The sequence below is a fragment of the Jiangella aurantiaca genome, assembly GCF_004349105.1.
Taxonomy (GTDB): Bacteria; Actinomycetota; Actinomycetes; order Jiangellales; family Jiangellaceae; genus Jiangella; species Jiangella aurantiaca.
This window is the reverse complement of record NZ_SMLB01000004.1, coordinates 162,982-177,657: the sequence shown is the minus strand read 5'-3', so window position 1 is coordinate 177,657 and position 14,676 is coordinate 162,982. Positions and strand designations below refer to the sequence as shown.

13 protein-coding genes are annotated in these 14,676 nt (G+C 72.3%); 5 read left to right on the top strand and 8 right to left on the bottom strand.

From position 1 onward, the window contains the following. The first annotated feature begins 67 nt into the window (after nt 1–67). Both E1262_RS04645 and E1262_RS04640 read left to right on the top strand, forming a co-directional pair. The gene (locus E1262_RS04645; RefSeq protein WP_132101846.1) at nt 68–1,789 is read left to right on the top strand and encodes an ABC transporter ATP-binding protein; all 1,722 of its coding nucleotides are present in this window, start codon (nt 68–70) and stop codon (nt 1,787–1,789) included. After that, nucleotides 1,786–3,585 (top strand): ABC transporter ATP-binding protein, encoded by a 1,800-nt coding sequence (locus E1262_RS04640; protein WP_132101845.1) that lies wholly within the window; start codon nt 1,786–1,788, stop codon nt 3,583–3,585. The genes E1262_RS04645 and E1262_RS04640 overlap by 4 nt, the downstream gene beginning before the upstream one ends. A gap of 52 nt (nt 3,586–3,637) precedes the next feature. Here E1262_RS04640 and E1262_RS04635 read toward each other — a convergent pair whose 3' ends face one another. From E1262_RS04635 to E1262_RS04610, 6 genes are all read right to left on the bottom strand, one after another. Then, entirely contained in the window at nt 3,638–4,600 is a 963-nt protein-coding gene (locus E1262_RS04635; RefSeq protein ID WP_203453534.1) for a type IV toxin-antitoxin system AbiEi family antitoxin domain-containing protein, read from the bottom strand. Between the two features lie 130 nt (nt 4,601–4,730). Further along, entirely contained in the window at nt 4,731–6,299 is a 1,569-nt protein-coding gene (locus E1262_RS04630; RefSeq protein WP_132101844.1) for a succinic semialdehyde dehydrogenase, read from the bottom strand. A gap of 39 nt (nt 6,300–6,338) precedes the next feature. Then, a complete protein-coding gene (locus E1262_RS04625; protein WP_132101843.1) occupies nt 6,339–6,905 on the bottom strand; it encodes a Uma2 family endonuclease in 567 nt (188 codons plus the stop codon). Between the two features lie 55 nt (nt 6,906–6,960). Then, nucleotides 6,961–8,070, bottom strand: a complete 1,110-nt coding sequence (locus E1262_RS04620; RefSeq protein WP_132101842.1) for a GuaB3 family IMP dehydrogenase-related protein — start codon at nt 8,068–8,070, stop codon at nt 6,961–6,963. Nucleotides 8,071–8,113: 43 nt separating this feature from the next. Beyond that, nucleotides 8,114–9,628: an IMP dehydrogenase gene (gene guaB, locus E1262_RS04615; RefSeq protein ID WP_203453533.1), complete on the bottom strand. Its 1,515-nt coding sequence runs from the start codon at nt 9,626–9,628 to the stop codon at nt 8,114–8,116. 98 nt (nt 9,629–9,726) lie between these two features. Next, nucleotides 9,727–11,115: an FAD-binding oxidoreductase gene (locus E1262_RS04610; protein WP_132101840.1), complete on the bottom strand. Its 1,389-nt coding sequence runs from the start codon at nt 11,113–11,115 to the stop codon at nt 9,727–9,729. Nucleotides 11,116–11,386: 271 nt separating this feature from the next. Here E1262_RS04610 and E1262_RS04605 point away from each other — a divergent pair, with 271 nt between their 5' ends. After that, complete coding sequence (locus E1262_RS04605; RefSeq protein WP_132101839.1) at nt 11,387–12,337, top strand: hypothetical protein; 951 nt, start codon at nt 11,387–11,389, stop codon at nt 12,335–12,337. A 73-nt stretch (nt 12,338–12,410) separates the two neighbouring features. Here the strand turns inward: E1262_RS04605 and E1262_RS04600 are convergent, their stop codons facing one another. After that, nucleotides 12,411–12,953, bottom strand: a complete 543-nt coding sequence (locus tag E1262_RS04600) for an AMIN-like domain-containing (lipo)protein (protein ID WP_132101838.1) — start codon at nt 12,951–12,953, stop codon at nt 12,411–12,413. 264 nt (nt 12,954–13,217) lie between these two features. Between E1262_RS04600 and E1262_RS04595 the strand changes: the two genes are divergently transcribed. Further along, nucleotides 13,218–13,757, top strand: coding sequence for a DUF2269 family protein (locus tag E1262_RS04595; RefSeq protein WP_132101837.1), 540 nt, complete (start codon nt 13,218–13,220; stop codon nt 13,755–13,757). On the opposite strand, the gene E1262_RS04590 is transcribed toward E1262_RS04595, so the two are convergent. Next, the gene (locus tag E1262_RS04590; protein WP_132101836.1) at nt 13,758–14,105 is read right to left on the bottom strand and encodes a VOC family protein; all 348 of its coding nucleotides are present in this window, start codon (nt 14,103–14,105) and stop codon (nt 13,758–13,760) included. A 54-nt stretch (nt 14,106–14,159) separates the two neighbouring features. On the opposite strand from E1262_RS04590, the gene E1262_RS04585 reads away from it, so the two are divergent. Continuing rightward, nucleotides 14,160–14,666, top strand: coding sequence for a TetR/AcrR family transcriptional regulator (locus E1262_RS04585; protein ID WP_132101835.1), 507 nt, complete (start codon nt 14,160–14,162; stop codon nt 14,664–14,666). Nucleotides 14,667–14,676 lie beyond the last annotated feature (10 nt).

Here is a 14,676-nt window from a genome sequence, read left to right as displayed (position 1 = left end):
GGAACGATCTCAGCCTGCGGGAAAACCAGGTGCGACACGACCTTCACAGTTCGTACTGTGGTTGGTCGTGCGCGATCTTCCCTACGCCGATCCCGGCACTCCGGACACCCGCTCCCGTACCAGGTTCCTGGCCTGGCTCGGGCGGGCGCAGCGGCGCACCCTCGTGGTCGGCGCGTTCTTCGGCATCGCCTGGATGGTCGCGCAGGCACTGATCCCGTGGGCCATCGGTCACGGCATCGACGGCATCGTCGACGACGACTCCGGCAGCACGGCACGGTGGGCGACGCTCGTCGCCGGGCTGGGGCTGCTGCAGGCGCTGGCCGGCGTCATGCGGCACCGGGCGTCGGTGGCCAACTGGCTGTACGCCGCGTTCCGGGTCATCCAGCTGGTCTCGCGGCACACGGCCCGCACCGGTCCGGCGGTGCCGAAGACCATGTCCACCGGCGAGGTCGTGGCCACGGTCTCCAGCGACTCCATGCACATCGGCCACATGATGGAGGTCTCGCCCCGGTTCGCCGGCGCGCTCGTGTCCTACGTCCTCGTCGCGCTCATCGTGCTGGACACGTCGGTCCCGCTCGGGCTCATGGTGCTCATCGGCGTGCCGCTGCTTGTCGTCGCGATGGGCCCGCTGATCCGCCCGCTGCAGGAACGACAGCGGCGCCAGCGCGAGGCGCTCGGCGACCTCACCGCGCTGGGTGCCGACACCGTGGCCGGCCTGCGGGTGTTGCGCGGCATCGGCGGCGAGAAGGTGTTCATCCGCCGCTACGCCGAGCGGTCCGAGACCGTACGCGCGGCCGGCGTCCGGCTGGCCGGCACGCAGGCGCTGCTCGACGCCGTCCTCGTGCTGCTGCCGGGCGTGTTCCTGGTGCTGCTGACGTGGGTGGGTGCGCGGCTGGTGCTGCGCGGCGACGTCGAACCGGGCGCGCTGGTCGCCCTGTACGGCTACGCGTTCTTCCTGCTCATGCCGGTCCGCACGGCCGGTGAGATGGCGTTCGTCGCCACCCGGGCCTGGGTGGCCGCGCGTCGCGTGCTCGCGGTGCTGGCCATCGAGCGCGAGGTGTCCGACGCCGCACCCGCCGCGGCCGCCGAGGCGCCGGTGCCAGTGCCATCGGGCGTGCTGGTTGACGAGGTCACCGGGCTCCGGGTCGAGCCGGGGACGCTGACCATGCTGGTGTCCGACGAGCCGGCGTTCACCGCGGCGCTGGCCGACCGGCTGGGCCGGCTTGCCCCCGGCAACGGCGTGCGACTCGGCGACGTGCCGCTCGACCAGCTGCCGGTCGCCGAAGTCCGCCGCCGCATCGTGGTGAGCGACCCCGAGCCGACGCTGTTCACCGGCTCGCTGCGCGGCGGGCTGGACCCGTACGGCCGGCACGACGACGCCGAGCTGATCGCGGCCATGGAGACGGCGTCGGCCGGCGACGTGCTCGAGACGCTGCGCGAAGGGCTGGACGCCACGGTCGAGGAGCGCGGCCGGTCGCTGTCCGGCGGGCAGCGGCAGCGGGTCGCGCTGGCCCGCGTGCTGGTGCGCGAGCCCGAGGTGCTAGTGCTGGTCGAGCCGACCAGCGCCGTCGACGCGCACACCGAGGCGGCCATCGCCGGCCGGCTGCGCGACGCCCGCGCCGGGAGCACCACCGTCGTCGTCACCGCCAGCCCGCTCCTGCTGGCCAAGGCCGACACCGTCGCCTGGTTCGACGACGGCGCGCTGGTCGCCACCGGCAGCCACGACGAGCTGATGAGCACCACCCCCGCCTACCGCCGCACCGTCACCCGAGAGGAGGACCCGGAATGAGCACGACGACGCCCCCGACCGGGCCGGCGCCCGCGGGCGCACTCCCCGTCGCGACCCCCGCCGAGGTCCGCCAGGAGGCCGGCCGGCTGTTCCGCCGGCACCGCACCACGCTGACCGTCGCGCTGGTCGTGCACGTGCTGGCGGCCGCCGCCGGACTGGCCGGGCCGTTCCTGCTCGGCCGCATGGTCGACGCCGTCACCGGCGACGGCTCGCAGACCCGGGTCGACGTCCTGGCGGCCGTGCTGGCCGGCTGCATCGTCGTCCAGGCGCTGCTGACCCGGGTCGCCATCCGGCGGTCGCTGGTGCTGGGCGAGCGGGTCTTCGCCGAACTGCGCGAGACGTTCATCACGCGGGTGCTCAGCCTGCCGCTGTCCACCGTCGAGCGGGCCGGCACCGGCGACCTCGTCGCCCGCACCACCGGCGACATCGACGCGCTGTCTCGGACGGTGCGGTTCGCGGTGCCGGAGATCCTGGTCGCTTTGGTCACGACGGTGCTGACGTTGGCGGCGGCCGTACTGGCCGGGCCGCTGGTGGCGGTGGGAGCCATCGTCGGCGCGCCGCTGCTGATCGCGGGCACCCGCTGGTACCTCAAGCGCGCACGAGCGGGCTACCTGTGGGAGCGGGCGGCGTACGCGACCATCAACGGCACCATCACCGAGACCGTCGACGGCGCCCGGACCATCGAGGCGCTCGGTCTCGGCGACGTCCGGGTCACGCGCTCCGACGACGACCTGCGCGAGGCGTTCGCGGCCGAGAAGCGGACGCTGTTCCTGCGCAGCGTGTGGTTCCCGACGGCGGAGATGGCCTACGTGCTGCCAGTGGTGGCGACGCTGGCCTGGGGCGCCTGGCTGGCGTCGGGCGGCCACGCGACGGCCGGCCAGGTGACCGCCGTCGTCCTTTACATGGTGCAGATCGTCGACCCCGTCGACCGTCTGGTGTCGTGGCTCGACGAGCTACAGGTCGGGCTGACATCGTTCGCCCGGGTGGTCGGCATCGCCAACGTGCCGCCGGACCGGTCGCCGAGTGGTGCGCTGCCCGCGGGCGAGGACATCCAGGCCGACGACATCCGCTACGCCTACGTCGAGGGGCAGGACGTCCTGCACGGGGTGTCGCTGGAGCTGGCGCACGGCGAGCGGCTGGCCATAGTCGGCCCGTCGGGCGCGGGCAAGTCGACGCTCGGGCGGCTGCTGGCCGGCATCCACCCGCCACGCACCGGCCGGGTCGACGTCGGCGGCGTGCCTCTGGTCGACCTCGACGTCGACCGGCTGCGCCGCGAGGTCGTGCTGGTCACCCAGGAGCACCACGTGTTCGTCGGCACGCTGCGCGACAACCTCGCGCTGGCGGCGCCGTCCGCGTCCGACGACGAGCTGCGCCGCGCGCTGGCCGCCGTCGACGCCCTGGAGGCGGCCGACGCGCTTCCCGACGGCCTCGACACCGTCGTCGGGTCCGGCGGTCATCCGGTGGGCCCGGCGTTCGCGCAGCAGATCGCGCTGGCCCGCATCGTCCTCGCCGACCCGCACACGCTGGTGCTCGACGAGGCGACGTCGCTGCTGGACCCCCGGGCGGCCCGGCACCTGGAGCGGTCACTGTCGGCGGTGCTGCACGGCCGGACGGTCATCGCGATCGCCCACCGCCTGCACACCGCCCACGACGCCGACCGGGTCGCCGTCGTCGAGGGCGGCCAGATCGCCGAGCTCGGCTCCCACGACGAGCTCGTCGCCGAGGGCGGCGCCTACGCCGCGCTCTGGGAGTCCTGGCACGGCGCCCCCGCCACCTCCGCAGACGCCAGCCGTTAGTGCCCGTGATCATGTTCCCTCCCGGCGTGTCAGCGACCGCGAGGGAACATGATCACGGGATCGGGCAGTCGGATCCGCAGCGCCGGGGCTGGCCGGCCCAGCCGCGGTCGTGCAGGACGCGTGCCTGCTCCTGAGCAACCCGGCACGGCTCGCCGAAGATCTCGCTGTGCCCGTAGCGCAGGGTCCACGCCCCGCTCACCGTGGCGGCGTTGTCGCGCCGGCGGTCCCGGAACCGGCCCTCGCCGTCGTGACCCAGCCGGCCGTCCAGCTCCACCCTGGTGTGATACGGCCCGTAGTCCACGTCGATCCAGATGACGCGGTCGCCGGCATGACGGCGTTGACGGCACCCTCGCGGCAGGTGATGCGCCCGCTCGACGGCGCGCAGGTGCTGCAGTTCAAGGGGCGACTGGGCGCCCTCGGCGACGTCGAGCAGCATCGACTCGGCCATCGCCCGCCAGCGGATCTTCTTTCGCCGCATCAAGGCAGCCGCGAGCCGCGGCGACGTGGTCAGCCGCTTCTGGACCGCCATCGTCACCACGGACTCGACGTCGCGGGCGCGAACCGCGACGTCGACCAGGTCGAGGACGGTGTCCTCGAGCCGCGTACGCGGCGGATTCGCTGTCGGATGCCGGGTGAGCGGGAGCCGGTGCGCGTAGTGCACGACGACGCCGTCGGCATGTGCACGCACCCGCCTGCTGACTGGTGCGGTGACATGGATGCGATCGTCGATGCGGCCGGTCAGTCCGTCGAGCTCCGCCGCGGTCGCGTGGCTCGCCACCGCCTCCGGCGTCACCCAGAGGATGGCGGCCCAGATGTGTGCGGCCCGGTCCAGCGGTCCGCTGAAGGTGGCGTAGACGCCCGGGTACGGCCGCTGCCAGCGGCCGGCCGCGACCCAGCGCCGAGCGACGCGGTAATCGAGGCCCAGGCTGCGGAGCTGCGCGGCACAGACTAGACCCAGCTGCCGATCGAGCAGCTCACGCAGGCCCGGGGTGTCGTACTGCGGCGGCACGTCCATGAGCACGATCGTCCGCCGGCGAGCACCCGGCCGCGAGGGGCACGCGGCGATCTGTGGACAACACGACCCCGGTCCCCATGATCATGTTCCCTCGCGGTCGCTGACACGCCGCCAGCGAACATGATCATGGTCAGGCGCGGCCTGTGCGGCGCAGGACGCGCAGCGACTTCGTGAACAGGTCCGTGAACGTGTCGTAGGACATGCCGTTCAGCGGGGCGAGGTTGTGCGCCCGCTGGACGGCGATGGCCTGCGGCTCGGTGTAGCGCAGGATGCCCTCGCGCCCGTGCCGGCGGCCGAGGCCGGAGGCGCCCATGCCGCCGATCGGGAGGTCGTGGCTGCCCCAGGCCGCGGTGTAGCCCTCGTTGACGTTGACGATGCCGGAGCGCAGCCGGCGGGCGACGTCGACGCCACGGCGCAGGTTCGACGTCCAGACGCTGGCGTTGAGCCCGAACGGGGTGTCGTTGGCCAGCTCGACCGCCTCGTCGTCGGAGCCGACGGGGTAGACGGACACGACCGGGCCGAACGTCTCTAGGTCGGCCGCGAGCATGCCCGGCCGGACGCTGTCGAGCACCGTCGGCTCGTGGAACCAGGGACCGAGGTCGGGCCGGGCCTGCCCGCCGGTGAGCACCCGGGCACCCTTCGCGACGGCGTCGTCGATGTGGGCGCGGACCTTGTCGAGCTGTGCCTGCGACATCAGCGAGCCCATGTCGCAGGAGTAGTCGAACGCCGCGCCGACCCGCATCGACTCGACCCGCCCGAGGAACCGTTCGAGGAACGGCTCGCGCACCGACGCCGCGACGTACAGCCGCTCCATCGACATGCAGAGCTGGCCGGCGTTGGAGAAGCAGGCCCGGACGGCGGCCTCGGCGGCGCGGTCGAGGTCGGCGTCGTCGAGGACCAGCATCGGGTTCTTGCCGCCCAGCTCCAGCGACGCGCCGACCAGCCGCTCGCCCAGCCGCGCCGCGATGACGCGGCCGGTCGCGGTGGAGCCGGTGAACGACACGTAGTCGGCGTGCTCGACGATCGCGCCGCCGATGACCGGCCCGTCACCGGAGACGATCTGCCACAGCGCCTCCGGCAGCCCCGCCTCGATCGCGATCGACCGCGCCAGCAGCGCCGTCAGCATGGCCTGCGAGTCGGGCTTGTGCACGACGGCGTTGCCGGCGACGAACGCGGGCAGGCAGTCGGAGATGGCCAACGTCAGCGGGTAGTTCCACGGCGAGATGACCCCGACGACGCCCTTGGGGCGGTGGCCCTCGATGGCGCGGGTCAGCCCGGGCGCCAGGCCGAGCCGGCGGCGTTCGCGCAGCACCCGCGGGCCGCGGACGGACACGTACCGGGCGGCGAGCGCGACGTCGGCGACCTCCTCGAACGCGTCGCGCCGGGCTTTGCCGGCCTCGGCCTGGACGAGATCGGCGATCTCGGCGCGGCGGTCGAGCACGAGGTCGTGGATGTGGCCGATGATGCGGGCCCGCTCGGCGATCGGCCGGGCCGCCCACCAGTGCGCGGCGTCGCGGGACGCGGCGAACGCCGCCGCGACGTCGTCGGTGGTGGACAGCGGCACCTCGGCCAGCGGGGTGCCGCTGAACGGCGCGACGGTGGCGACCCGCTCGGCCCGCGGCCGGGCGACGACGCGGTCGGTCAGGCGGTCCAGGAGGGCGCGGTCGACGACGGCGTCGACGCTGACTGTGCTGCTCATCGAGGCCAGCCTACGGCGTCGCCCCAGACACCGCGGTGATCAGAACGCGCTGGTAGAGATCTCGAGCCCGAACGGCTCCGGCAGCGTGATCGCCTTGCCGAATCGGACCGTACTCGTCTCGCTGTACGCACCATCGACCGGGGAGGAGAACAGCGACACCGTCGGGCCGTCGTCGTCGAACCGATCGATCAGCAGGTAGAGCGGCACACCTGCATGGGCATAGCCCCACTTCTTGGCCTTGCGATCGTGGTCGGCGTTGCGCATCGACGTGACTTCGACGGCCAGCAACAGGAGCTCAGCCGGAACGTACTCGGCATCGCGTGGCAGCCTGTCGAGGAGGATGACGCAGAGGTCCGGGACGTACGCTCCTCGCGCCGTCGGCACCGTGACACCCAGCGTCTGGAAGACACCGAATGTGTCGGGGCAACGGCGGATCAAGGCCTTGTTCACCACGTCCAGGATGACGTTGTGCGGTACACCTGGTCGTGGTGCCACAACCATCTCACCGTCGACGATCTCCGCTCGCCAGCCTTCGGGAGTATCGATCGACAGCCAGGCGTGCAGCAACTCGTCCCAGCTGACCTCGCGATCTGCTGTCACCGTCATGGCGCCACCTCCCAACCCAACTGTAGTGGCAACCACTACACCAGCGCGGAGTCCATCAACGCAGGACGGTGACCTCGACCCGCTGGAACTCCTTGACCTCGGTGTAGCCGGTGGTCGCCATGGCGCGCCGCAGGGCGCCGACGATGTTCATGGAGCCGTCGGCGAGGTACGACGGGCCGCCCAGGATCTCGGCCAGCGGCCCGATGGTGCCGACGTGCACCCGCTCGCCGCGCGGGAGGTCGGCGTGGTGCGCCTCGGAGCCCCAGTGCCAGCCGCGGCCGGGCGCCTCGGTGGCCCGGGCCAGCGGCGAGCCGACCATGACGGCGTCGGCGCCGCAGGCGATGGCCTTGGCGATGTCGCCGGACCGGCCGATGGAGCCGTCGGCGATGACGTGCACGTACCGGCCGCCGGACTCGTCGAGGTAGTCGCGCCGGGCGGCCGCGACGTCGGCCACCGCCGTCGCCATGGGCACGGTGACGCCCAGGACCGAGCGGGTGGTGTGCGACGAACCGCCGCCGAAGCCCACCAGCACGCCGGCCGCGCCGGTGCGCATGAGGTGCAGCGCCGCCTGGTACGTGGCGCAGCCGCCGACGATGACCGGGACGTCGAGCTCGTAGATGAACTGCTTGAGGTTCAGCGGCTCGGCCCGGCCGGAGACGTGCTCGGCGGACACCGTCGTGCCGCGGATGACCATGATGTCGACTCCTGCGTCGATGACGGCCCGGTGATGGCGCTTCACCCGGGGCGGCGACAGCGCGCCGGCCACCGTCACGCCGGCGTCGCGGATCTCGCGCAGGCGGTCGGCGACGAGGTCCTCACGCACCGGGGCGGCGTAGATCTCCTGCAGCCGGTTGAGCGCCTTGCCCTCCTCGAGCCCGGCGATCTCCTCGAGCAGCGGCTCGGGGTCGTCGTACCGCGTCCACAGGCCCTCGAGGTCGAGCACGCCCAGCCCGCCGGCCCGCCCGAGCGCGATGGCCGTGGCCGGCGACATGACGGAGTCCATCGGCGCGGCGAGCAGCGGGATCTCGAACCGGTAGGCGTCGATCTGCCAGTGGGTGGACACCTCTTCGGGGTCGCGAGTGCGCCGCGAGGGCACGATCGCCACGTCGTCGAAGGCATATGCTTGGCGGCCGCGCTTGCCGCGGCCGATCTCGATCTCCGCCACCCGCAGAGGATATCGGAGCCGGTAGGCCCGCCGTGCCGGCGACCTACCGCCGCGACGAGTAGTTCGGCGCCTCGACCGTCATCTGGATGTCGTGCGGGTGCGACTCCTTGAGCCCGGCCGACGTGATGCGGACGAACCGGCCGCGCTCCTGCAGCTCCGTGATGGTGCGCGCGCCGGTGTAGAACATCGACTGCCGCAGCCCGCCGACCAGCTGGTGGGTGACGCTGCCCAGCGGCCCGCGGAACGGAACCTGACCCTCGACGCCCTCGGGGATGAGCTGGTCGTCGCTGGCGACGTCGGCCTGGAAGTACCGGTCGCGCGAGCCGGTGGTCTCGGCGCCACGCTTGCGCAGCGCGCCGAGCGAGCCCATGCCGCGGTAGGACTTGAACTGCTTGCCGTTGATGAAGATCAGCTCGCCCGGGCTCTCGGCGACGCCGGCCAGCAGCGAGCCGAGCATGACCGTGTCGGCGCCGGCCACCAGCGCCTTCGCGATGTCGCCGGAATACTGCAGGCCGCCGTCGCCGATGACCGGGATGCCGGCCGGCTTGGCCGCCAGCGACGCCTCGTGGATGGCGGTGACCTGCGGGACGCCGACGCCGGCGACGACCCGCGTGGTGCAGATGGAGCCGGGCCCGATGCCGACCTTGATGCCGTCGGCGCCGGCGTCGACCAGCGCCTGCGCACCCGCCCGCGTGGCGACGTTGCCGCCGATGACGTCGACGCCGCGGGCGGCGGGGTCGGCCTTGAGCCGGCGGACGACGTCGAGAAGCAGGCTGGTGTGCCCGTGCGCGGTGTCGACGACGAGCACGTCGACGCCGGCCTCGACCAGCGTCATGGCCCGCTCCCACGCGTCGCCGAAGAAGCCGACGGCGGCGGCCGCGACCAGCCGGCCCTCGGCGTCCTTGGTGGCGTTGGGGAACTCCTCGGACTTCACGAAGTCCTTGACGGTGATGAGCCCCTTGAGCCGGCCGGCGTCGTCGACCAGCGGCAGCTTCTCGATCTTGTGCTTGGCCAGCAGCGCGAACGCGTCGTCGGACTTGATGCCCACCGGGCCGGTGACCAGCGGCATCCGCGTCATGACCTCGCTGACCCGGCGCTCCTCGAACTCCGCCGACGGGATGAACCGGATGTCGCGGTTGGTGATGATGCCGAGCAGGACGCCGTCGTCGTCGGTGACCGGCAGCCCGGAGATGCGGTACTGCCCGCACATGCGGTCCATCTCGGCCAGCGTCGCCTCGGGGCCGATGGTGACGGGGTCGGTGACCATGCCCGACTCGGACCGCTTGACGAGGTCGACCTGGTGCGCCTGATCCTCGATGGACAGGCTGCGGTGCAGCACGCCCAGGCCGCCCTGCCGGGCCATGGCGATGGCCATGCGCGACTCGGTGACGGTGTCCATGGCGCTTGACAGCAACGGGATGCTGACGGAGACGTTCCGCGAGACCCGCGAGGTGGTGTCGACCTCGCTCGGGATGACGTCGGACTCACTCGGCAGCAGCAGGACGTCGTCGAAGGTCAGGGCGAGAGGCGCGAACGAGTCGGACAGGGCGGACTGCATGGGGTCCATCACACATTCCTGAGTCGGCGGTGGCGGTGCCTTCCATCGTATGGCCGACCGCGACCGCGGATCCACCGACTCGTTCGCTCCCGCGATCGCTACGCCGGCGGAATCGGGTGGTTGGCCACGAACAAGCCCTCCGGATCGACGGCCGACCGGACCGCTCGCAGTCGCGGCCATGCCGCCTCGTCATATCCCGTGCGAGTGTCGGTCGGGGTCTCGGTGAAGTTGAGGTACTTCGTTCTGGTCGCATACGGCGACATCGCGGTCGCCAGATTGCGCGCCTCCAGCGTGCCCTGCGCCTCCTGCTCGGGTGTCGCCGCGATGGTCACCCCGAACTGGAGGAACTGGCCGACGAGCATCGGCAGGGCACCCGCGTCCGGCTGTGGTCGAGACAGGGCGCCGCCCAGTTGCCGGAGCTCGGCCATGAGCAGCGACGAGCCGGAGTCCGGCCCCGCGGCGGCGAGGAAGGCGTCGACGCCCGCGGCGGGCAGGTCGGCCAGCAGCGAGCTGTCCGACACCGCCGGGGTGGGCCCTTCCGGGTCCATGTGCAGTCGCACCAGTGACGCGGACGGCACGGTCGCGAACGTGTCGAGTTCCGGTCCGAGATCGCGCAGCGGCTCGAGGATCGCGACCGCGCGCGCTTCGTCCGCGAGCACGGCCCCGTTGATCACGACGAGCTGCCTGCCCCTCACCGGCTCCGGGATCTCGGGGAACGGCGGCAACTGCAGAATGCGGAACGACGTCGTGACGGCGTCGGGCGCCGCGACGGCCCACTCCGCCCACCGGGGCAGCACACGCGCGGCATGCGTCCAGTCGAACACGAGCATGCCCGCGTACGCGGTGGGGATGGGATAGAGCCGGAACTCCAGCGCGGTGACGACGCCGAAGTTCCCGCCGCCGCCGCGAAGCGCCCAGAACAGCTCGGTCTCGTGGTCGGCGTCGGCGCGTACCTGTGACCCGTCCGCCGTCACCAGCTCGACCGCCGTGATGCTGTTGGCCTGCAGACCCAGTGCGCGTGCGTACCAGCCGAGCCCACCACCGAGGGAGTACCCGACGATGCCGACATCGGGCGAGGAACCGTGCAGCGTCGCCAAACCGTACGGGGCTGTGGCATCGACGGCATCGAGCCACAACGCGCCCGCACCTACCCGGACGGTCCGGGCGTCGGCGTCGACCGTCACGCCGGTCATTGCAGCCGTGCGCAGCAGGACGACGTCGTCGAGGTCATCGGCGAGCGCACCGGCGTTGTGGCCGGTGCCCTGGGGCGCGACGCGCAGGCCGGCGGCGGCCGCGGACCGGATGACGGACGCCACCTCGGACGCGTCGGCCGGGTACGCCACAGCCGCGGGCCGCTGGTCGAAGGCGACGTTCCATGGCATGCGGGCCACGTCGTAGCCGGGGTCGTCGGGCAGATGGACGGCTCCGCACGAGTCGCGCAGTGCCGACGCGTCGGCGAGCTTGGGTAGGGTCGAGTCGGAAGTCATGGAGTCCCCCCTGGTGAGTCGGGGTTCAGCCCCTCCATCGACCGCCCCCCTTGGCGACGATCCGCGACCGACGTGCCGCTGTGGTCGCGAGATCGCTCATTGGCATGCAACCGGACCGAGAGGCCGGAAGTCAATGGCGCGGATACGGCGCATGGCCGACCGCGACCACGGATCCACCGACTCCGTCGCTCCAGAATGCAACCCCACGCCCCGGCGCGGCGTCTGGGGTTCGGCGGCACACACGTGCCCCGTATACAGACAGGAGAACCACATGAGCAGGATCCGGGGGGCACTCGGTGCGCTGGGTGCCGTGGCGGCCGTCACGTCTGCGGTGCTGACGGCGGGCCCGGCCGCGGCGGGCGAGCCGACGCGGGTCGACGACGAGGTCACGTTCGCCTACCTCGAGGCGGCCGACGGCGACCGCGGCCTGGACATCTCGCTGGCCCGGTCGGCCATCGCCGGCACCGAGTCACGGGCCCGGCTCTGGGGCGGCCCGGAGGGCGAGCACCTCGCGGAGGGCAGCGCCACGAGCGATTGGACCGACTCGACGTTCCGGGCGACGATCGAGCTGTTCGACGACGCCGGCGCGCCCGCCGGCACGGTCACCGTCGCCGGCAGCTACACGCCGGCCGGTGACCCGCAGCAGGACGTGCAGAAGTTCAACGACGGCAACGTCCGCGTCCACATGGACCACACGACGACCGCTCTGGCGATCGCCGATGTCACGGTGGCGCTCGACGGCGTGCCGTGGGAGCTGCGGTTCGCCGACGGCTACCACGAGCTCGGCCACCTGTTCGTCGCCGACCCGGCGACGTACGTCGGCCGCGAGGAGTTCGTCGCCTTCGGCGAGCCGAAGACCGAGAACGCCACGGACTTCTTCCTCGACGGCACGCTGGACGATCTCGGCGTCACGTTCGCCTACGCCGATGCGCCGATCCACGCCGCCGCTGGGATCGACGTGGCCGACGGCAGCTGGGAGGGCACGATGCGGATGATGGACGAGAGCGGCGAGACGGTCGGCGAGGCAGCGGCCACGGCGACCCTCACACCGCTCGGCCGCACCACGCGGCTGTTCGACCAGGCCCACGGCGGTTTCGAGCGCTGGACCGCCACGCCGTACCTGCTGACCCTGACCGTCGCCGGCCCGGTCGCACCCGTGCGGGTGACGGTCGAGGTCACGCAGGTGCGGTACGCGCTGCACACCAGCCCGCTGGGCGGCTGATCCCTTAGAACGGCCCGCGACCGGTGCCCGCGGTGCCCGGACTCTCGCCTGTCCGGGCACCGCGGGCCGGCCGTCACCACCGGTGGGCGACGTCGATCACCAGACGGGACCCGTCGCCGGGACCGTCCAGCGTGAACGCCCGGAACGGCAGCCTCGCCCGCACGCCGAGCCCGATGGTCGTCTGACCCTCGAAGCTCCCGGCCCAGGCGACCTGTCGGAAGGTCCGCCAGCCGGACACGCTGACCAGCTCGCGCGGGTTGGCGGGACGGTAGGTGGACCTGCCGGCGTCGTCGTAGGCCGGCGCGATCGCAACCACCTCCAGGTAGGCGCCGCCACGCAGCGGCACCAGTTGCCCCGACCCGTCCATCCGGACCGCCGAGACGTAGCGGACGGAGTACCCGTCCGCGTCGCCGGCGAAGTCGAGGACCAGACGGTCGAAGCAGGTGTGCCGGCCCGCCCGGACGTCGACGAGCGGCGCGGTGTCGGTGGCGGCCGCCCGTTCGGGCAGCGACCCCCAGCGGATGCCGCAATACGGTGCGGCCGATGCGGTCGGCGCGACCGTGTAGGCCAGCACGGCGGCCAGCAGTGCGATCAGAACGGCGATGGTGCGTCTCATGACGATCCCCCTTGGTGCCCGATGGTGATGACCGTCATGACGCGCGGCCGGGCAGCCGGGTTGCCGGCACAGAAACCTTTACGAATGGTGCGACCTGCTGCTTCCGTGTACATCACCAGGATTCCTGCACCCTCGACACGATTGCAGGCGTGGTGATGCTCCAGCAAACGTCATGACGTGCCAGGCGCTACGCAGCCGGACGTAGCCGCGGATACGCAGCAGGGCCGACGACGGTGACGGCCTCGGCTCGCGAAGCTGAACGGCATGACGATCACGACGACCGCCGAGACCCGGACGACGACGCCGTGGCGGCTGTCCGGCCGTACCCGCAAGGCCGTACTGGTCACCCACATCCTGTCCGCCGGCACCTGGTTCGGCATGGACATCGTCATGGGCGTGCTCGTCTTCGCCGCGCTCGGCACGGACTCCGACGAGACGCGGGCGGTCACCTACCAGGCGCTGGAGCTGTTCGCGGTCTGGCCGATGGCGACGGCCGGGCTGGTCTGCCTGGCCAGCGGCGTGCTCCTGGGCCTGGGCAGCAAGTACGGCTTGGTGCGGTACTGGTGGGTCGCGGTGAAGCTGTTCCTCAACGTGCTGCTGTCCACCCTGGTGCTGCTGTCACTCCGGCCGGGCGTCCGCGACCTGGCCGAGCAGGGCCGGCTCCTCGGCGACGGCCTTGACGCGCTGCCGGCGCCCGGCGACCTGGTCTTCCCGCCGATCGTGTCGACCAGCCTGCTGTTGGTCGCGTTCCTCCTGTCGGTCTACAAGCCCTGGGGCCGGGTCCGCCGCCGGATCCGCCGCTGATCACTCCGGCGCGGATTGGTCGAAGACGTGCATGATGTTGCCGCCGGGGTCGCGGAACGAGGCCGACCGGCCACCGGGGATCTCGATCGGCTCACCGACCCAGGCGAAGCCGCTGTGCTGCGCCATGAACGCCGCGAGGTCGTCCACCTCGTAGAACGGGCCGGTGGACCAGTTCTCCCCGGAGTCCGGCGGCACGTCGACCATCAGCTGGATCGGCGAGTTCGGGAGCTGGAAGGCGACGGTCGACTCACCCTCGCGCCACGCTTCGTCGAGACCGAGTTCGTCCCGGTAGAAGGCGAGCGCCTCCTTCAGGTCCGGCACTGACACGTAGATGTAGGAGAGCTTCATGCGACAGACCGTAACGGCGTTATGCCGACCCGTCAACGTGTTACGGTGACGCGTATGCAGGAGTCGATCCCCGTTCCCGGGTCGGCGAAGGCCCGGCTGATCGAGGCCGCCATGCACCACTTCGAGCAGGCGGGCTTCGAGGCGGCCGCCGTCACCGAGCTGGCGTCGAAGGCCGGCGTCACCACCGGCTCGCTCTACCACCACTTCGGCTCGAAGCTCGGCCTCTACACCGTCGTCCGCGACGACCTCGAGAAGCGCATCACCGACCGCATGGAAGGAGCGGCCGAGGCGGTGGGCGGGCCGGGCCGGGCGGCCGCCCGGGCGGCGTTGCTGGTGGCGTTCGACGCGACGGTGCGGTTCGGCGTGTGCCGGCTGCTCGGCGAGACCGCACCGGACCCCGCGGCCGACCCGGTGCGCGACACGCTGGCGGCGCTGCTGCCCGCCGACGTGCGCGTCGCCGCGGTGCCGCTGGTCGCGGCCTGGCGGGCGGCGCTGCTCGAGGTCGCCGACGGCGCGCCAGCCGCCGGCGTACGGTCGGCGCTGGAGTTCGTGCTGGCGTGAGCCGACGCCG